The sequence below is a fragment of the Sphingomonas sp. JC676 genome (assembly GCF_014489075.1).
In the GTDB taxonomy this organism is placed as follows: Bacteria; Pseudomonadota; Alphaproteobacteria; order Sphingomonadales; family Sphingomonadaceae; genus Sphingomonas.
Genome location: NZ_JACTGR010000003.1, coordinates 215,745 through 233,998, shown reverse-complemented (window position 1 = coordinate 233,998; position 18,254 = coordinate 215,745). Strand labels below are relative to the sequence as shown.

Below are 18,254 nucleotides of genomic sequence, written 5' to 3'. Positions count from 1 at the left end.
GGCGGCCTTCGCGGGAGAAGGCCGCCCTTTGCTAGCCGCGCGCGGCGATCGCGTAGAGCGCCACTGCCGCCGCGTTGGAGACGTTGAGGCTCTCGACCTTGGGCGAGATCGGCAGCCGGGCGAGCTGGTCGCAATGCGTCTCGGTATTCTGGCGCATGCCTTCGCCCTCGGCGCCGAGGACGAGCGCGATGCGAGCTTCGCCCAGCACGTCGCCCAGCGTGTCCCTGGCATGGCCGGTCAGGCCGATGCGCCAGAACTCGGCCTCGCTGATCTCGTCGAGCGCGCGGGCGAGATTGACGACGCGGACCCAGGGGACGGTCTCGAGCGTACCCGAGGCGGAGCGGGCGAGCGCGCCGCTTTCCGGGGGCGCGTGGCGGTCCTGGGTGATGATGCCCAAGGCGTCGAAGGCCGCGGCGGAGCGCAGCACGGCGCCGACATTATGCGGATCGGTCACCTGGTCGAGGATGACGAGGGGGCGGCGATCGCCCTGGCCCTGATCGAGCAGGTCGCCCAGCCAGATCTCCTCGAGCGGCTCGACCTCTGCGACGAGACCCTGATGCGGCGCGTCGTGCGGGACGAGACGGCCGAGATCGGCGACATCGGCATAGGTGATCGGGATCACCGGGGGGATATCGAGCGACGCCAAGGCCTCGCGCGTGCCCCAAAGTTTCCGGACGGTCCGCTCGGGATTGGCGAGCGCGGCGAGCACCGCGTGGCGGCCGTAGAAACGGGGCCGCGACGCGGGCGCCTGGCTGGGGCGATGTCCACGCTTTGCCATTACTGGGCCTGGTACGGGTAAGCGCCGTCGAACGGCTTGGGCTCGGTCGCCATCGGTACCCGCGGCAGCGGCTTGTCCGAATTGGCGGCGTCGACCAGCATCGCGGCGAGGATGATCGCGCCTTCGCGCATGTCGTCGGCGCGCAGGTGATCGAAGGTGTCGACATTGGTGTGGTGCACCGTCGAGCCGTAATCGAGCGGATCCTGGATGAACTGGAAGGCCGGGATGCCGACCGCGTCGAAGAAGACGTGATCGGTGCTTCCGGTGCGCGCGGTGATGACGTGATCGGCGTCGAGCGAGGCGAAGGGCGCCAGCCACTCGCGGAAGATCGGCACCACCGCCAGATTGCCCTGGGTGTTGATGCCGCGCAGCTTTCCCGAGCCGTTGTCGATGTTGAAATAGGCGGCGAGCTTGGCATGATCGGCGAGCGGCGTGATCGGGAAACCCTTGCTCCAGCCCATGTAGCGGGCGATGCCGGTCGCGCTCTTGTCGACCGGGCGCGATGCAACATGCGTCTCGACATAGTTCATCGAGCCGATCAGGCCCTGTTCCTCGCCCGCCCAGAGCGCGAAGCGGATCGTGCGCTTGGTCTTGATGCCCGACGCCCGGATGATGCGCGCGGCTTCCATGACCATCGACACGCCGGCGCCGTTGTCGGCGGCGCCGTCGCCCATCGCCCAGCTGTCCATATGCGCGCCGGCCATCACATAGCCGGCCTTGGCATCGGTGCCGGGGATATCGGCGATGATGTTGTAGCCCTTGGTGTCGCTGTCATCGAAGCTGTTGGCGGCGCTGAACTCGACCGTCGGCGCCGCGCCCATCTTGCTCAGGCGCGCCAGGCGGCGATAATCCTCGGCGGCGATCTCGAAGGCCGGCAGCGGCGGGGTGGCGCCGACCTGATACTGGCTGTTCTGGCCGTGGAGCAGCTTGTTGTTGCGGCTCGACATGGTGGCATAGGCGACCGCGCCTTCCTCCTTCAGGAACGCATCGCGCTTAGCGGCAAAGGCGATGCGGGCGGCGAAGTTCGGCCGGCCTGCAGCGGCGCCGCCATTCTGCAGTTCGAGCTTGTCGCGGCCGGCGATCTCCTCCTCCGTCCAGCGCTTGAAGGCGGGATCCGTGGCATCCTCTGGAGCAGTCGGCTCGCTGATCAGCACGATCGCGCCCTTGAGCTTGCCTTTATACTGGGCGAGCGACGCTTCGTCGGTGAGCGGGGCGAGCACAACCGGCGCGGTGACCGGGCCGCTGGTGCCCGGCGTCCAGGCGAGCGGCGCAGCAGCGAGCAGCAGCGGGCGCGGGCTGATCATGCGGACGATCGCGCCCTGGCTCGACCAGCCGCGGCCGAATTCGAAGCCTTCCTTGTGGACGTTCACCAGGCCCCATTCGCGGAACTTGTCCTGCGTCCAGGCTTCCGCCTTGCGCATGCCGGGCGAATTGGTCAGCCGCGCGCCGATGACATCGGTGAGATATTGCGCGATGCGCATGACTTCCGAGCGATTGGTGCCTTCATCGACGATGCGGTCGACCGGTGCGGTGGGCGCGGCCGTCTGGGCGGCGAGCGGAGCAGCGACGGCGAGCGCGGCGACGGCGAACACGGCGACGGGGGCGATAGGAAGACGGCGCATAGGACTCCAAAGCATCAGAGGCATGGGAATGCGCGGGACGCTATGCGCGGCTTTGCCTGCGCGCAAGGCGTTGACAGGCCGCTTTTAGCCCGGCAATGGACCGCGCTCGCTGATTGGCGCCTCTGGACAGGTGGCCGAGTGGTTAAAGGCAGCAGACTGTAAATCTGCCCGTGCAAGCGTACGCTGGTTCGAATCCAGCCCTGTCCACCATCCCCGCATTCTTCCACATTCGCCGACGTCTCGAAAACCTAAGGTTTTCCGAGACTTCGCGGTGATTCGCGGCCGCCCCCGTTCGCCGATTCTCGCCTGTGACCGATTTCCCGTGTGGGAAAAAATGTGGGAATATTTTGCGATGGGAAAGCAATTGCGACAGCCGTTAAGGCTGCGCGCCGACCCGGTCGGCTGGGCGACGGTGAGGGATTATTTCTTGTCGTCAGCGTGACCGGCGGCAAAAGCTGGGTCTGCCGGGTCCAGAAAAATGGCAGGCGCCGGGACATCGGTCTCGGCAGCGCCGGCAAAGTCAGCCTGGCAATTGCGCGCAAGCGCGCCGCCGAGCCTCGGGGCACTCCTCCAGAGAAGCGAAGGGCGTTGATGGACCGCTGGGCAGAATATTGCAGTCTACCAACGGCCTGAATGGTCACAGCATTGCCGCGCTCCGTATCGAAAACGAATGATCGGAATTGGCGATTTGCGGAAGGGGAGCTGCTCGGCTTGGGCCGTCTGCGACCCGACATGAATCTACAATTCTAGATCAGTTCCTTCAGCTCGACAGCGCGCTGCTCTCGCGCGCTGATCTCCGCAGCGACGCCGATCGCAACCGCGAGCAGCCCGTCCCGCGCAGTGACCTCAATTGGGCCTTCACCGCGTACGGCTCTCGCAAAAGCCTCGTGCTGATGAAAGGTCGCGCCGTGGTGCGAGCCTGCAGCCATGGCTGCTTCGTCCACCGCTACCAGCTCGCGCTCTACCCGTTTGGGCGCGCGCAGCGGCACACGGGGCGACCAGACCAGTTCGCCCGGCGGGATCAGCACGTCGAGCCGCGCCTCGTCCCCGGTCGCGGAGATTTCCTCTTGGTGCTCAGCACCCTCAGCGAACATGCAGAGATCGAGCAGCGCGCGGGTACCGTCAGCGAAATCGACGACCGTGTAGCTGTTGTCGATGATGTCCGGCTGTTCGCCGCCATAGCGCTCGTCGACATGGTTCACGTCCATCGCGCCGGAGCAATATACTCGCACAGCCTCGCTGCGGGTGATCAGCCGCATCAGATCGAAGAAGTGACAGCATTTCTCGACCATGGTGCCGCCGGTATTGCGCGCGAAGCGGTTCCAGTCGCCGACCTTCACCAGGAACGGGAAGCGGTGCTCGCGCATCGAGACCATGTGGAGCTTCCCCACACGGCCACCATGCACCTGCTCCACAAAGCGCGCGACCGGCGGCATGTAGCGATACTCCATGCCAGTCCAGAAGGGCGCAGAACGTCGTTCCGCCTGCTCGACGATCCAGCTTGCATCGGGGATCGTCGTCGCGAGCGGCTTCTCGCACAGGATCGCCACGTCGCGCTCGAACAGGGGCGCGAGAACATCGCGGTGGGTGTAGTTTGGCGAGGAGACGATCACGGCGTCGATCTCGCCCTTTTCCGCCAAGTCCTCGGCGCTTCGAAAGCGCGCCGGTCGCTGGTCGCCCAGCGACGCATCGGCCCAGTCCAGCGATGCCTCGACCGGGTCGGCGATCGCGGTGATGCGTGCCCCGGGGATCAGGCGGATGTTGCGGATATGCTCGCAGCCCATCATGCCGGTGCCGACCAGACCGTAGCGGATTGTCTGTGTCATGATGCCTGTGCCAAAAGGAATGTCGACCGGCCTGTCACCCGAAGCGCCATGGGCTCGCAAGATCGAAAAGCTTGGCGGCCCGCGCGTTCAAGTTTGAAGAGGACGAATCTTGTCCGTGCCTCCCTGCGAAGTGAGCTGGTTCTCCGCGCTCTGCGACGACGACTATGAGTTTCTCGGCGTGCCCGAGCCCCGGCTCCAGTCGAGCTGGGAGCATTGCCGCGACATCGTCCTGCAGGCCGAGAGCCTCGGCTTCGACAATATCCTGCTTCCCTCCGGCTATGCGCTCGGCATCGACACCACTGCCTTCGCCGCCGCGATAGCGACCTGGGTGCGGCGCATCCGCCTGCTGATGGCGATCCGCATCGGCGAAAATTGGCCGCCGCAGCTCGCGCGCCAGATCGCGACGATCGACCAGATGCTGGGCGGGCGGCTGGCCATCAACATCATCTCAAGCGATCTGCCCGGCGAGATGCTGGACAGCGCGCCGCGCTATGCGCGCACGATCGAGGCGATGGCGATCCTTCGCAAGCTGCTGGATCGCGAGCCGCTCGACCATGACGGCGAATTCTGGAAGCTCGGGCTAAAGCCGCCGCGGATCGGCACCGTCTCTGGCCGTTGCCCAAAATTCTATTTCGGTGGGCTGTCCGAGGCGGCACGCGACGCCGCGGCCAAGGGTGCGGACGTCTACCTGATGTGGCCGGATACGCTTCCCGGCGTGCGCGCGATCATCGCCGATCTTCGCGAGCGCGCGGCTAAGGAGAACAGGACGCTGCGGTTCGGCTACCGCGTCCATGTCGTGGTGCGCGACACCGAGGAGGAGGCGCGCGCCGCGGCGGATCGGCTGCTCTCGCACCTCGACGCCGCGACGGGCGACGCGATCCGCGCCAAGTCGCTCGACAGCCAGTCGGCGGGGGTGCGCCGGCAGGCGGAGCTGCGCGAGGCGGCGGGCGGCGAATATGTCGAGGACAATCTCTGGACCGGGATCGGCCGCGCGCGTTCGGGCTGCGGCGCGGCGATCGTGGGCGACCCGGACCAGGTGCTCGCCAAGCTCGACGCCTATCGCGCAGAAGGGATCGAGGCGTTCATCCTCTCGGGCTATCCGCACGCGGCCGAGGCCGATCTGTTCGCGCGCCATGTGCTGCCGCGGCTGGAGCATGGTCCGCTCGGTTAAGATCATTCCCATCGATTTAGTGGGAGTTGATAGTTTTTCTTCGTCGGCACCGCACCCGGGCTCGACCTAGCCTGGGGCGGAAGGAAACGGCCATGGGGTTCGAAGAGCAGAAGGCACAGTTCGCCGAGCAGGGCTATGCGGTGTTCGATCATGCGCTCAATGGCGATCTGCTGACACTGCTGCGTAGTCAGTGCGACGCCTTTGTCGCGCGCGAGGACGCGCGAATGGACGCGGCGGGCTCCGACACGCTCGGGATCAGCCATCGCGGCAAGCGCTATTTCGCCAATGAATGTCAGCGCGAGCAGCCGGAGCTTCGTCGCATGCTGTTCAGCCCGGTAATGGCGGATGTCTGCCGTGCGACGATCGGCGACACCGCGTATTTCTTCTTCGACCAATATGTCGTCAAAGGCCCCGAGGGCGGGCTGCCGTTCAGCTGGCACCAGGATTCGGGCTATGTTGTCGCTTATGGCGGGCCTTTGGACCATGCACCCTATCTCACCTGCTGGTGCCCGCTTGATGATGCGACGCTCGACAATGGCACGGTGCGCGTGGTGCCCGGCAGTCATCTCGGCGGCGTGCTCCCCCATGTGAAGCACGAAGGCAGCAACGACCTCGCCGTCGAGGTCGATGAGGCCGACAGTGTCGCGATCGAAGTGCCCGCGGGCAGCATCGTCGCCTTTTCCAGCCGGACGCTGCATGCCACCGGCGCCAATCGCACCGACCGACCGCGCCGCGTCTATCTCGCCCAATATACGGCGGAGGCGATGCTCAACCCGGGGACGCGGCAACTCCGCCGCAACGCGATCCCGCTCGTCCAGGGTGGACGGCAGGTAACTTTCGCATGACGCTGTCGCCCGGGCGCCGATGGGCGCTGTTCGCGTTGCTGCTGGTGGCGGGCATCCTCAACCTGGTCGATCGCCAGATCATCTCGGTGCTCAAGCCGGTGATCTCCGCCGATCTCGGCTGGAGCGACAACGACTATGGCACGCTCGCGGCGTGGTTCCAGGGGTCGGCGGCGGTGGCCTTCCTGTTCACCGGCTGGATCGTCGACAAGGCCGGCGTCAAATGGGCAAACCCGCTCGGCGTTGCAGCCTGGAGCCTTGCGGCAATCGGCCACGCCTGGGCAGCGACGATGGGCCAGTTCGCCTTCGTTCGCGCTGCGCTGGGCGCGACCGAAGCGATGGGCACGCCCAGCGGAATCAAGACGATCGCGACGATCTTCCCGCCGCATCTGCGCTCGACCGGCTATGGCATTGGCAACGGGATCAACAGCTTCGGCGGGATTGTCGCGCCCCTGCTGATCCCGCTGCTCGCCGCCGGCTATGGCTGGCGCGCGGCGTTCGTGTTCGCGGGACTGGTCGGCCTGGTCTGGGCAGGCGCCTGGCTGCTGGCGGTCCGCGGCGTGAAGTTCGAGGATGGACCTGCGCCTGTCGCCGCGGCGGACTCGCCGGTCTACGGCCCGATCCTCAGGGAACGGCGGACCTGGGCGATCGCGTTTGCCAAGGTCCTGTCGGATTCGACCTGGTGGCTGATGCTGTTCTGGATGCCCGATTTCTTCCATCGCCAGTTCGGCCTGGAAGGAGCGGCGCTCGGTCCGCCGCTGGCGATCGCCTATACCGGTTCAGCGCTCGGCGCGATCATCGCGGGCACTGTCGCCAGCCGGCTGCTGGTGCGCGGCCGGGAGCTCGACCGGGTCCGCAAGGGCGCGATGCTGATCTCGGGCCTGGCGGTGCTGCCGGTGCCGCTGGCGCTCTATACCGGCGAATTGTGGCAGGCGACATTGATCCTCGCGCTGACCATGGCGGGGCACCAGGCCTTTTCGACCACCCTGTTCGCGACGATCGCCGACGTCACTCCACGCGCCAAGGTCGGTCGAGTGACCGCGTTCGGCGCGTTCTGCGGCAATGTCGGCGGGATGGTGATCGTCAAGGTGGCAGGTGCGGTGCTGGCGGCCGGGCTCGGTTATTTGCCGCTGTTCCTGTTCGCCAGCGTTTCGTACCTGCTCGCGCTGGGCTGGATCCACCTGCTGCTGCCGCGCATCCGGCGAGCCGAGGATCCCGGCGAATTCGAAGCAATAGTAGCAGGGCATTGAGGCGAACATGACCGACAAATTCGATCGTCGCGGCGTGCTGCTGGCAGGGAGCGGCGGCGCGTTCGGCCTCTATTCCTGGGCCGCCGCGGCGCAGGACGTGAAGTCCAAGCGGCTGGAGCTCAAGCGCATCCCCGGCGCACGGCCGCGCAACATCCTCGTCGTGCTGACCGACGACCATCGCTACGACGCGATGGGCTTCATGAAGGCGCAGGATTTCGGCGACACGCCCACGCTCGACCGACTGGCGCGCGAAGGCGTGCATTTCCGCAACGCCTTCGTGACCACCGCGCTCTGCTCGCCCTCGCGCGCCTCCATCTTCACCGGCCTCTACGCACACCAGCATCGGGTGGTCGACAACAACCATCCGATCCCGCCGGGCCTCACTTATTACCCCGAATATCTCCGGCGAGCCGGCTATGAGACCGCGTTCATCGGCAAGTGGCACATGGGCGAGGAGACCGACACGCCGCAGCCGGGCTTCGATCATTGGGTGAGCTTCAAGGGCCAGGGCAGCTATCTGCCCGATGCCAACGGCCTCAACGTGAATGGCCGCAAGGTCCCACAAAAGGGCTATATCACCGACGAATTGACCGATTACGCGCTCGACTGGATCGGCAAGCGCGACCGCAAGCGGCCCTGGATGATGCATCTCGCGCACAAGGCGGTGCATTCGGAATTCATTCCGGCGCCGCGGCACGCCGGGCGCTACGCGAAGGAGACGTTCCGCTATCCCGCGACGATGCAGGCAAACGCGCCGGGGCGGCCGACGTGGGTCGAGAACCAGCGCAACAGCTGGCATGGCGTCGCCTATCCCTATCACGGCACGCTCGATGTCGCCGATTATTACAAGCGCTACATGGAGACCTTGCTCGCGGTCGATGAGGGGCTCGCACGCATCCTGGACCTGCTCGAGCGCCGCGGCGAGCTCGACGACACGCTGATCCTCTACATGGGCGACAACGGCTTCCAATTCGGCGAGCACGGTCTCATCGACAAGCGAACGGCCTATGAGGAATCGATGCGCGTGCCGATGATCGCGCGCTGCCCCGCATTGTTCGGATCGCGCCAAGTTGATGCGGTGGTCGCCAATATCGATGTGGCGCCGACCATGCTTGCCGCCGCCGGCCTCAAGGCACCTGCCGGCATGGCGGGCGCCGACATGCTCCCGCTGGCGCGCGGAGAGACGGTCCCGTGGCGGAGCGAGTTGCTCTACGAATATTATTGGGAGCGCAACTTTCCCCAGACCCCGACTGTCCACGCGCTGCGCGAGGACCGCTACAAATACATGCATTTCCACGGGATCTGGGATCTCGACGAGCTCTATGATCTCGAAGCCGATCCGCACGAGACGAACAATCTCCTGGCGCGTCCAGGCCATGAAGCGCTGGCGGAGCAGATGAGCAAGCGCCTGTTCGCGCTCCTCGAAGAAACCGAAGGAATGCAGATCCCGCTCAGCCCGGACGCGGGCCAACGCAATGAGCTGCGCGATCCCAAGGGGCCTGCGGGCGCACCGTTCCCGACGCGCTTCCTGCGGCCCCCGCGGTCGTGACCGGTTGGACGAGCCGGCTTCCGACAGAAGCTAGGGCGTGCCCGCGATGAAGCAAAAGTTTATTCTCCTACTGGTTTGATAGGATATTCTGCTCTCGAAAATCCAGGGAGTGACCATGCAAAGAGAATCAAAGGGCCGTGCCTACGCGCTACGCCTGTCCGCACTCGCCGGTGCCGCGCTGGCGGGCATTGCGCCGGCCTATGCCCAGGAGGCGCCCGCGAGCGATCCGCAAGTCGTGCAGGACAATGGCGAGATCGTCGTCACCGCCCGCTTTCGCGAGGAATCGCTGACCGACGTGCCGATCGCGATCACCGCGCTCAAGGGCGACACGCTCGCGTCGCGGAACCTCAACACGCTGCAGGATATCGCGCAAACGGTCCCCACGGTCGACTTCCGCGCGGGTTCGTCGAACAAGGACCGCTCGACCTTCATCCGCGGCATCGGCACGATCACCACCTCGCCGGGCGTCGAGCCCTCGGTCGCCACGGTGATCGATGGGGTGGTCCTAGCCCGGCCCGGCCAGTCGACGCTCGATCTGCTCGACATCGAACGCATCGAGATCCTGCGCGGGCCGCAGGGCACGTTGTTCGGCAAGAATGCTTCGGCCGGCGTGATCAACATCGTATCGAAGGAACCGGCCAAGGAACTCGGGTTCAACGCCCAGCTCGGCGCTTATGAAGGCGGCGAGTATCGCGTCCGCCTGGGCGCGTCGGGCCCGATCGGCGATGACTGGGGCTTCGCGGTCACCGGGCTGTTCGGCGGCTTCAAGGGCAATGTCCGCAATGTCACCACCGGCGACTGGGTCAACGGTTATGACCGCCTCGGCGGGCGCGGCAAGCTTGTCTATCAGCCGGCGGACAACCTGAAGTTCACGCTCGCGGGCGACTATGTCTTTACCTACGAGAATGTGCCTACCGGCGTGTTTGTCGCGACATCGCGCGTCGCCTTTCCTACCGGCGCGGTAACCCCCAATGCGGACCTCGCCGCGATCCTCGCCGCCTCGGGCATCGTCGCGAACGCCGACAACACCAAGGTCGCGCCGAGCTTCGACGCGGATGTGCGCGACAAGAATTTCGGCGGATCGTTCACCGCCGAGATCGGCCTGGGGGATCATACGCTCACGTCGATCACCGCCTATCGCAAATGGAGGAACCGCCAGCACCAGGATTGGGATTCGACCGGGACGCTGACCGCTGCCACCGCATCGGGCGAAGACATCGGAAAAGTCGATTCCGATCAATTCTCGCAGGAACTGCGGCTCACCTCGCCCAAGGGCAAGCTGATCGATTATGTCGTTGGCCTCTATTATTTCCACACGGTCGCGCGCGAGCGCTACCAGCGTAGCGTGACGCGGCTCGTGGGCGGCGCGCCGGTCTCCGATCTGGGCGTGGCCAACTACCGCACTGATCTCGACAATTATTCGGTGTTCGGCGAGGCCAATATCAACTTCACGCCGCAGTTCCGCGCGATCCTCGGCGGCCGGCTGATCCATGACGATCTTGCATATGAGCACAGCCGCGTCGCCACCACCGCGACGGGTGTCGCCGGCATCCGTCCGTCCTTTGCGAGCGCGGGCAGCACGAAGCGGACCGACTATAGCCTGCGCGCCGGCCTCCAATATGACGTGAGCGCCCGGATCAACCTCTATGCCACCTATTCCCGCGGCTATAAGGGCCCGGCTTACAACGTGTTCTTCAACATGCAGGCGTTCGACGTGAACCCGCTCGCCCCCGAGACCTCCGACAGTTTCGAGGCGGGCCTGAAGGGCAGCGCCGGCAATGGCACGCTAACCTACAGCCTGGCGGCGTTCCTCACCAAGTTTCACGGCTTCCAGGCGAACTTCCAGGACACCTATCTCGGTACGCTCGTCACGCGCCTGATCAATGCGGGCGACGTTTCCTCCCGCGGCGTCGAAGGCGACATCACGGTTCGGCCGATCCGCAACCTGACTCTCAGCGGCGCCTTCGCCTATAACGACGCGCATATCGACAGCTTCCTCTGCCCGGCCTCCGCCGGCGGGGCATGCGCCAATGTCGACGGACGGCCGCTGCCCTTCGCGCCGAAGTGGAAATTCCATGTCGACGGCAATTACCACGTGCCGATCACCGACACGCTGGGCGTCGATCTTCAGTCCGATTTCAGCTGGAAGGACGACACCCAATATTCGATCACGCAGACGCCCGACACGATCCAGCCCGCCTACGGCATCTGGAACGCTTCGGTCGGGCTGGTGAGCGACGCCGGCAAGGGCTGGGAAGTACGCGCCGTCATCAAGAATATCGCCAACCAGCATTACTCGCCGGCAATCGCCTATGGCGCGGTCGCAGGCGTCTCGCGCTTCGTACCACGTGACAACAGCCGTTACGTCGGCGTGAACGCCAACCTCAACTTCTGAGAAAAGGGGACGTGGACGGGCACCGCCCGTCCGTCGTGCCGGCTGATCGTGCTGCGCCCCTCGCCGCCGGTGCAACTCAACGCTCGATTAGCGCTGATGCCCGCGTCGTGATCGCGAAAATCGCCATGGCTAGCGCAACGATCCGCGCGCGATCACCAAGAATGAGCGGCAGACCGCCGCCCAGTTCGACCGCGACCGCGACCGCCGGAGCCAGCGGTGGGACGGGCAAGCCGACCGCCGCGATCATCGCGTTGGTGGGACCGATGGCGGCGCGCTTGCCGGCGATTCCGTCGCCAAAGGGTCAGGCGCCGTTCACCGAGACCACGCTGCGCACCGGGGCGAGATAGGCGTGTGTGGCGCCGAGCACGCGCGCCTGCTGGCGCTCGCGATTCCAATTCTCGCGCAAATGGAAACCATGGGGTTCCGATGCGGGCCTTGTCGCCCGCACCGCGCGACGCCAGCTCCCCTCATCGGCATTCGTATGGAAAGTTCGCATGAAAAAGATTGGCTTCTTGTCGTTCGGACACTGGTCCGCCTCGTCGCAATCGGCGACCCGCTCGGCCAGCGACGTGCTGTTGCAGTCAATCGACCTCGCCGTCGCGGCCGAGGAACTGGGCGCGGATGGCGCTTATTTCCGCGTCCACCATTTCGCGCAGCAGCTCGCGTCGCCGTTCCCGCTGCTCGCCGCGGTGGGCGCGCGGACCCGCCGCATCGAAATCGGCACCGGCGTGATCGACATGCGCTACGAAAACCCCTTCTACATGGTCGAGGATGCCGGCGCGGCCGACCTGATCAGCGGCGGGCGCCTGCAGCTGGGGATCAGCCGCGGCTCGCCCGAGCAGGTGATCGAGGGATGGCGCTATTTCGGCTATGCGCCGGCCGGGGGCCAGGACGACGTCGAGATGGGCCGGCGGCACGCCGAAGTGTTCCTCGACCTGCTCAAGGGCGAAGGCTTTGCCCAGCCCAACCCGCGCCCGATGTTCCCCAATCCGCCCGGATTGCTCCGCCTGGAGCCGCATTCGCCGGGCTTGCGCGAGCGGATCTGGTGGGGATCGGCCTCGAACGCCACCGCGGTCTGGGCAGCACAGATGGGCATGAATCTGCAAAGCTCGACCCTCAAGGCCGACGAATCGGGCGAGCCGTTCCACATCCAGCAGGCCAAGCAGATCCGGATCTATCGCGAGGCGTGGCAGGCCGCCGGGCACGCGCACGCGCCGCGCGTCTCGGTGTCGCGCTCGATCTTCGCGCTGATAGACGATCGCGACCGCGCCTATTTCGGGCACGGCGGCAGCAGCGACCAGATCGGCAACATCCACGATCTGCGCGCGATATTCGGCCGTTCCTACGCCGCCGAGCCGGAGCGCCTGATCGATGAGTTAAGGGCGGACGAGGCCATCGCCGAGGCCGACACCTTGCTGCTCACCGTGCCGAACCAGCTCGGCGTGGCGTACAACGCCCATGTCATGGAAAGCATCCTCAAATACGTGGCGCCGGCATTGGGCTGGCGCTGACATTTGCGGATCCCTTGAATGGAGATCATTTGCCAGAACCGGTAGCCTGATAACGATTTCAGCAATTTTTTGCGCAGAATTGGTTGCCGGTCCGGAGGCCTCAGGTCTCGCGTTTCACCATCCGCGTCGGCAGCATCACCGATTCCGGCCGATCGCCCTCGATCTGCTGCATCAGCTTCTCGACCAGAAGCGCGCCGGCGACATCGGTCTTCTGGTCGATGGTGGTGATTGCCGGGCTGAAGTGCGCCGCGGGAGGTATGTTATTGTAACCGACCAAAGAATAGTCGCGGGGCGCCGTGAGACCCCGGTCTCGAAATACGCCCGCCACCGCCATTGCCGCGGTATCCGAAAAGGCGAAGACGGCGTCCGGATGCGCGGCGGTCCCGAGATAGCGCGCGACGGTCTCGGCAGTGACCGTGAACGCCATGGATGCGATCGGTAACAGGTCGAGCGTGATATCGGGCGACCCCAGCGAAGCCAGCCGCAGCCCCTCATAGCGCAGCCGAAACTCCTCGTGGCGGATATCGCCGACGAACAGCCAGTGCTGCCGATGATGCGCGAGGAAATGCTCTCCAGCCAGTCGTCCGCCTGCAAGATTGTCGCTGCCGATTGCACAATAACCGGCATCTTCAGGGACAGCTCCCCAGACTACGAGGGGAACGTCATACTTTGCGAGCGCCCGCAGCATCTCGTCGCGCGTTCCCTGGCCGAGCACGATGAAGCCGTCCGCGCCCTGCGCGCGATAAAGATCCCGGAAGGCACGGGCATCTTCCAGTCCGGGAGGAGAGAGCAGCAGGTCCTGGTTGCGAACCGACAACGCCTCGGACACGCCGGCGAGCAATTCGAAAATGAACGGATCCCCGATCGCTCCGTGGCGATGCGACCCGAAGTCGAGCATCACCGCGACCGTGTTGGCGCGGGCGTGACGGAGCTTTTGTGCGTTCCGGTTGACGGCATAGCCGTGCGCCCAGGCCGTCCTTAGCACGCGCTCGCGCGTCTCTTCGTTCACGAGAGCACTGCCATTGAGCACGCGCGAAACGGTCGGCGTCGACACGTTCGCGAGGCGGGCAATGTCCAGCATCGTCAGCCGTCTGCCGCCAGCCTCTGCAGACCCGTCGGCGCCTCTCTCGCGTTTCCCACCCATAACGGGCTTGGTAGGGCAATGGCGGCACCTACATCAAGGACCGTGCAACGGCCATTGCTGGGCAGTCTTGAAAAGCATTTCATAATTCCATAAAATCCCCTTCGGCGAGGCAAGCGTGCCCGTCGTGAAGGGGAGGTATTATGCTTCGCACCACAGTTTTCATGCTGGGCGCCGCGCCGCTTGCGCTGGTTGCCGCCACCGCCCATGCCCAAACGACACCGTCCGACTCGGGCGCCGCCCAGGCGGCGGATTCAGGCCAGCGCGCCGAGGTCGGATCCCCCGATGTCGCCGATCAGACGACGAGCGGCGACGACATAGTCGTGGTCGGCACCTCCGGCGGCGGCACGCGACGCCAGGATGCCGCCTTCGCCGTCACCACCCTCAACAACGATGCCATCGAGCGCGCGGCCCCGAACAGTACCGCCGATCTGTTGCGCACCGTGCCGGGCGTGATGGCTGAAAGCTCGGGCGGCCAGAATGGCGCCAACATCTTCGTGCGCGGCTATCCCTCGGGCGGCGATGCGCAGTTCGTGACCTTCCAGCTCGCCGGCGTGCCGATCTTCCCGCCGCCAACGCTCTCCTTCCTCGAAAATTCGCAGCTGATCCGCCTCGACGAGACGGTGCAGCGCGTCGAGGCAGTGCGCGGCGGAACCGGCTCGCTCTTCTCAAATGGCCAGCCCGGCCTGACCGTGAACGTCGTGCCGCGCATCGGCGGCGCCGAATTCCACGGATCCGGCAAGGTCTCCTATACCGATTTCGGCGAGGTCCGCGGCGACGCCTGGGTATCGGGCCCGCTCAACGACGACACCGGCTTCATGGTCGGCGGCTATTACGCGCAGGGCAATGGCGTGCGCGATCCGCAGTACCGCGCCGAAAAGGGCGGGCAGGTCACCGCCAACATCCATCACGATTTCGGCAATCGCGGCTCGGTCGAGATCTATGCGCGCTACCTCAACGACCACGGCCAGTGGCTGCTGCCGATCCCGATCGTCCAGAACGGCAGCAAGATCAGTGCCTATCCGGGCTTCGATGCCGGCACCGGCGCGCTTCCCGGGCGCGAGACGCGCATCACGACCAATCTGGCTGGCCGAAGGGTCGACCTCGCCGACGGGCGCGGTGCCGATGTGTTCAACACCGGCATCAACTTCGACTATGAGGTCGCCGACGGCTTCCGGCTGCGCGAGCGCGTCAGCTATCTCGGCGGCAATGCCGACACGGTAGGCCTGGTCCCGGCCGAAGCGCCGATCGCCGCTTCGGACATGGCGGTGAGACTGGGCGGCGCGGGCTCGACGGTCACAAGCCTCAGCTATGCCAATGGCGGCGGCGCGCTCGCCGCAACCACACCGGTCATGCGCGCCGGTATCTGGGAGGTTCGCAAGAAGATCTCCTCCTTCGTCGCCGACACGGGCTTCGAATGGGAGGCCGGCCCGAACAAGCTGACGGGCGGCTTCTACTATGCCAATTATACTTCCCGCGACAGCTGGTCGCTCGGCAACCAGGTGCTGCTCACCGGTACGCCCAATGCGCGGCTGCTCAACCTGACGCTGGACGGCGGGCGGATCGCGACGTCCAACGGATTCACCAGCGGGCCGGGCTTCATCGTCGATGGCCATTATGACGGCAGCGACTACGCCTTCTACGCGGTCGATGAGTTCCAGATCACACCCGAACTGCGCGTCGACGGCGGCGCGCGCTGGCAGCGGCACACGGTCGACGCGACGATCCGCACGCCGGGCGGAACGGTCAATGTCGATGGCAACCCCAACACGCTCTACGACAATTCGGTCTCGGTATTCGGCGGCCCGCGCCTGATCGACTATTCGGATTCGGCCTGGTCGTGGACTGTCGGCGCCAACTATGACGTCACGCGCGAGATCGGCGTCTTCGCGCGCTACAGCCGTGGCAACAGCTTCCCGCAGTTCGACAATCTTCGTGACGCATCGAACGCGGACATCGCGAACAACACCGGCCTTGCCGTCACCGCCGAAGTCGAGACCTATGAGGGCGGACTCAAGGTGTCGATGCCGTGGCTCAACCTCTACGCCACGGTGTTCCACAACAAGTTCGACGGGCTCGCGACCACGCAGCTCGTCAACAACGTGCCGCTGAGCCAGATCGGCGGCGCGAAGGCGACGGGTGTCGAGCTCGAGGGCGCGATCCGACCGTTCCGCGGCTTCAGCCTGTCGGCAGCGGGCACCTGGCTCGACGCGACCTATGTGGATTTCTTCACCGGCGGCGGCACGATCGACAACACAGGCAACCGCGTCCAGCGCCAGCCGCGCTGGGCGTGGCGCGTGACGCCGGCCTATGAGGTCGACCTCGGCAGCGTGAAGCCCTCGGTCTTCGCGACGCTGCAATATACTGGCGACCGGTTCTCGGACGTGGAGAACAACCAATTGCTGCCGAATTTCTATCAGCTCGATGCGGGTGTGTCGGTCGATATCGCCGAGCGGATCAAGCTGCAGGTGACCGGCAACAACCTGACCAACGAGATCGGTCTCACCGAGGGCAATCCGCGGATCATCGGCTCGCAGGGCACGGGACCGATCCTCGCGCGCCCGATCCTCGGGCGGTCGTTCCGGTTCAGCGCGGCGTTCAGCTTCTAGGTTCTCCCGAACTGGCACTCCTGCCCGCCCCCTGGCAGGAGTGTCTCGTTCGGGGCGGTTTCGACGGGCGTTGATGGAGGCTTGACGATGGATCGCCGCACGGTTCTGAAAGGGGCAGTGGGCGTGGCTGCGGCGGCCTCGGCGGTGCCGCTGCGGGCGGCGCCTTCGCCCAAACGCAACGTCCTGCTGCTGATCTCCGACGACCAGGGCCTCGATCTCGGCTGCTACGGCGTGCCGATCCGCACGCCGCGGATCGACCGACTGGCGGGAGAGGGGACGCGCTTCACCCAGGGCTTCGCGGCGGTCTCTTCGTGCAGCCCGAGCCGGGCGGTAATCAACACTGGCCTATTTACCCATCAGAACGGGATGTACGGCCTCCAGCACGACGTCCATCACCAGTCGCTGCTCGACGGGATCGAGACGCTGCCGGCGATGCTGCGCCGCGCGGGCTATGCGACGGCGCTGGTCGGGAAGAAGCATGTCGGGCCGGACGCCGCATTTCCCTATGAGGCCGAGCTGGTCCCGGAGCGCTCGGGCATCCGCGATGTCCGCGAACTTGCGATCGCCGCGGCGAGCTTCATCCGCTCGAGCGACGACCGGCCCTTCCTCGTGACAATTGGCTATAGCGATCCGCATCGCGCGGCGACCGATTATGGCAATGATCGCGCATGGCCGGGCGTTCCGCCTGTCCGCTATGATCCGCGCAAGGTGGCGCTGCCGTCGCACTTGCCCGATCTGCCGGCAGTCCGCGCCGACCTTGCCGAATATTATGAGTCGCTCAGCCGTCTTGATGCCGGCGTCGGGATGATCCTCGATGAACTCGCCGCGACGGGTCGGGCCAAGGACACGCTCGTTATTTTCCTGAGCGACAATGGCCGGCCTTTCCCGGGCGCCAAGACCAATCTCTATGATCCCGGACTGCACCTGCCGCTCATCATATGCGCGCCCGGCGCAGCTGCCGCGGTCAATGACGCGATGGTGAGCTGGGTCGATATCGCGCCGACCGTGCTCGATTGGACCGGTGTCGCGCCCCCGGCCACCAAGTTCTCGGGCACGTCGCTGATGCCGCTGCTCGGACGGCGGGGCGATCCGGCGCGGGATGCCGTGTTCGCAAGCCACGATTTCCACGAGATCAATCAATATTATCCGATGCGCAGCGTGCGCACGCGGACGCACAGCTACATCCTCAATCTCGCCCACCCGCTCGATTATCCGATCGCAGGTGACGTGGCGGGGTCGCCGAGCTGGCAGGCGATCAGCGCCGACCCGGCGATCCGGCTCGGCAAGCGCACGCAGGCGGCCTATCTGCGGCGCCCCGCGGAAGAGCTGTACGACCTGACGCGCGACCCGGACGAGCTAGTGAACGTAGCCGCCGATCCAAGTTATGCAGGCGTGCTGCGGACGCTGCGCGCGCGGCTGCAGGCGATGCGCGCCGCCACACACGATCCCTGGCTTGCCGGGCAGACCGACCCCTATTCGCATGTTGGGGGCAATTGACACCCGCAGGACTGCATCTCGAATTCGCGCGCCAGTATGACATCCGCCTGAGGCATTTGGCCG

15 protein-coding genes and 1 tRNA gene are annotated in these 18,254 nt (G+C 65.7%); 10 read left to right on the top strand and 6 right to left on the bottom strand.

The genetic code is table 11. From position 1 onward, the window contains the following. Positions 1 to 31 precede the first annotated feature (31 nt). Together rlmB and IAG41_RS11705 are read right to left on the bottom strand one after the other, a co-directional pair. A complete protein-coding gene (gene rlmB, locus IAG41_RS11710; RefSeq protein WP_187728825.1) occupies positions 32 to 778 on the bottom strand; it encodes a 23S rRNA (guanosine(2251)-2'-O)-methyltransferase RlmB in 747 nt (248 codons plus the stop codon). After that, positions 778 to 2,400, bottom strand: a complete 1,623-nt coding sequence (locus IAG41_RS11705; protein WP_187728824.1) for a M20/M25/M40 family metallo-hydrolase — start codon at positions 2,398 to 2,400, stop codon at positions 778 to 780. Before IAG41_RS11705 ends, rlmB begins: the two co-directional genes overlap by 1 nt. Before the next feature lie 124 nt (positions 2,401 to 2,524). Here IAG41_RS11705 and IAG41_RS11700 point away from each other — a divergent pair. Together IAG41_RS11700 and IAG41_RS11695 are read left to right on the top strand one after the other, a co-directional pair. Then, positions 2,525 to 2,610 (top strand) — tRNA-Tyr (locus IAG41_RS11700). A gap of 114 nt (positions 2,611 to 2,724) precedes the next feature. Next, complete coding sequence (locus tag IAG41_RS11695) at positions 2,725 to 3,033, top strand: integrase arm-type DNA-binding domain-containing protein (protein ID WP_316251144.1); 309 nt, start codon at positions 2,725 to 2,727, stop codon at positions 3,031 to 3,033. A 113-nt stretch (positions 3,034 to 3,146) separates the two neighbouring features. On the opposite strand, the gene IAG41_RS11690 is transcribed toward IAG41_RS11695, so the two are convergent. Beyond that, a complete protein-coding gene (locus IAG41_RS11690) occupies positions 3,147 to 4,226 on the bottom strand; it encodes a Gfo/Idh/MocA family protein (protein WP_187728823.1) in 1,080 nt (359 codons plus the stop codon). 109 nt (positions 4,227 to 4,335) lie between these two features. Between IAG41_RS11690 and IAG41_RS11685 the strand changes: the two genes are divergently transcribed. From IAG41_RS11685 to IAG41_RS11665, 5 genes are all read left to right on the top strand, one after another. After that, a complete protein-coding gene (locus IAG41_RS11685; protein WP_187728822.1) occupies positions 4,336 to 5,397 on the top strand; it encodes an LLM class flavin-dependent oxidoreductase in 1,062 nt (353 codons plus the stop codon). Positions 5,398 to 5,489: 92 nt separating this feature from the next. Beyond that, on the top strand, positions 5,490 to 6,242 hold the full coding sequence (locus IAG41_RS11680) for a phytanoyl-CoA dioxygenase family protein (RefSeq protein ID WP_187728821.1): 753 nt from the start codon (positions 5,490 to 5,492) through the stop codon (positions 6,240 to 6,242). After that, complete coding sequence (locus tag IAG41_RS11675) at positions 6,239 to 7,489, top strand: MFS transporter (protein WP_187728820.1); 1,251 nt, start codon at positions 6,239 to 6,241, stop codon at positions 7,487 to 7,489. The genes IAG41_RS11680 and IAG41_RS11675 overlap by 4 nt, the downstream gene beginning before the upstream one ends. 7 nt (positions 7,490 to 7,496) lie before the next feature. Beyond that, positions 7,497 to 9,038, top strand: coding sequence for a sulfatase (locus tag IAG41_RS11670; protein ID WP_187728819.1), 1,542 nt, complete (start codon positions 7,497 to 7,499; stop codon positions 9,036 to 9,038). Positions 9,039 to 9,153: 115 nt separating this feature from the next. Next, positions 9,154 to 11,433: a TonB-dependent receptor gene (locus IAG41_RS11665; protein ID WP_187728818.1), complete on the top strand. Its 2,280-nt coding sequence runs from the start codon at positions 9,154 to 9,156 to the stop codon at positions 11,431 to 11,433. Between the two features lie 76 nt (positions 11,434 to 11,509). Here IAG41_RS11665 and IAG41_RS11660 read toward each other — a convergent pair whose 3' ends face one another. After that, on the bottom strand, positions 11,510 to 11,698 hold the full coding sequence (locus IAG41_RS11660; protein WP_410468089.1) for a DoxX family membrane protein: 189 nt from the start codon (positions 11,696 to 11,698) through the stop codon (positions 11,510 to 11,512). 36 nt (positions 11,699 to 11,734) lie between these two features. Further along, positions 11,735 to 11,929 (bottom strand): hypothetical protein, encoded by a 195-nt coding sequence (locus IAG41_RS11655; RefSeq protein ID WP_187728816.1) that lies wholly within the window; start codon positions 11,927 to 11,929, stop codon positions 11,735 to 11,737. On the opposite strand from IAG41_RS11655, the gene IAG41_RS11650 reads away from it, so the two are divergent. Next, a complete protein-coding gene (locus IAG41_RS11650; RefSeq protein ID WP_187728815.1) occupies positions 11,928 to 12,944 on the top strand; it encodes an LLM class flavin-dependent oxidoreductase in 1,017 nt (338 codons plus the stop codon). The two genes, IAG41_RS11655 and IAG41_RS11650, sit on opposite strands and share 2 nt — an antisense overlap. Positions 12,945 to 13,044: 100 nt before the next feature. On the opposite strand, the gene IAG41_RS11645 is transcribed toward IAG41_RS11650, so the two are convergent. Further along, complete coding sequence (locus tag IAG41_RS11645) at positions 13,045 to 14,025, bottom strand: LacI family DNA-binding transcriptional regulator (protein ID WP_262408625.1); 981 nt, start codon at positions 14,023 to 14,025, stop codon at positions 13,045 to 13,047. A 203-nt stretch (positions 14,026 to 14,228) separates the two neighbouring features. On the opposite strand from IAG41_RS11645, the gene IAG41_RS11640 reads away from it, so the two are divergent. Together IAG41_RS11640 and IAG41_RS11635 are read left to right on the top strand one after the other, a co-directional pair. After that, positions 14,229 to 16,694, top strand: coding sequence for a TonB-dependent receptor (locus IAG41_RS11640; RefSeq protein ID WP_187728813.1), 2,466 nt, complete (start codon positions 14,229 to 14,231; stop codon positions 16,692 to 16,694). Between the two features lie 87 nt (positions 16,695 to 16,781). Then, the gene (locus IAG41_RS11635; protein WP_222950662.1) at positions 16,782 to 18,191 is read left to right on the top strand and encodes a sulfatase; all 1,410 of its coding nucleotides are present in this window, start codon (positions 16,782 to 16,784) and stop codon (positions 18,189 to 18,191) included. Positions 18,192 to 18,254 lie beyond the last annotated feature (63 nt).

Coding starts and splice junctions, on each gene's coding strand:
- rlmB (WP_187728825.1), bottom strand. CDS start 778: ATGGCAAAGCGTGGACATCGCCCCAGCCAGGCGCCCGCGTCGCGGCCC.
- IAG41_RS11705 (WP_187728824.1), bottom strand. CDS start 2,400: ATGCGCCGTCTTCCTATCGCCCCCGTCGCCGTGTTCGCCGTCGCCGCG.
- IAG41_RS11690 (WP_187728823.1), bottom strand. CDS start 4,226: ATGACACAGACAATCCGCTACGGTCTGGTCGGCACCGGCATGATGGGC.
- IAG41_RS11680 (WP_187728821.1), top strand. CDS start 5,490: ATGGGGTTCGAAGAGCAGAAGGCACAGTTCGCCGAGCAGGGCTATGCG.
- IAG41_RS11675 (WP_187728820.1), top strand. CDS start 6,239: ATGACGCTGTCGCCCGGGCGCCGATGGGCGCTGTTCGCGTTGCTGCTG.
- IAG41_RS11670 (WP_187728819.1), top strand. CDS start 7,497: ATGACCGACAAATTCGATCGTCGCGGCGTGCTGCTGGCAGGGAGCGGC.
- IAG41_RS11665 (WP_187728818.1), top strand. CDS start 9,154: ATGCAAAGAGAATCAAAGGGCCGTGCCTACGCGCTACGCCTGTCCGCA.
- IAG41_RS11650 (WP_187728815.1), top strand. CDS start 11,928: ATGAAAAAGATTGGCTTCTTGTCGTTCGGACACTGGTCCGCCTCGTCG.
- IAG41_RS11655 (WP_187728816.1), bottom strand. CDS start 11,929: ATGCGAACTTTCCATACGAATGCCGATGAGGGGAGCTGGCGTCGCGCG.
- IAG41_RS11645 (WP_262408625.1), bottom strand. CDS start 14,025: ATGCTGGACATTGCCCGCCTCGCGAACGTGTCGACGCCGACCGTTTCG.
- IAG41_RS11640 (WP_187728813.1), top strand. CDS start 14,229: ATGCTTCGCACCACAGTTTTCATGCTGGGCGCCGCGCCGCTTGCGCTG.
- IAG41_RS11635 (WP_222950662.1), top strand. CDS start 16,782: ATGGATCGCCGCACGGTTCTGAAAGGGGCAGTGGGCGTGGCTGCGGCG.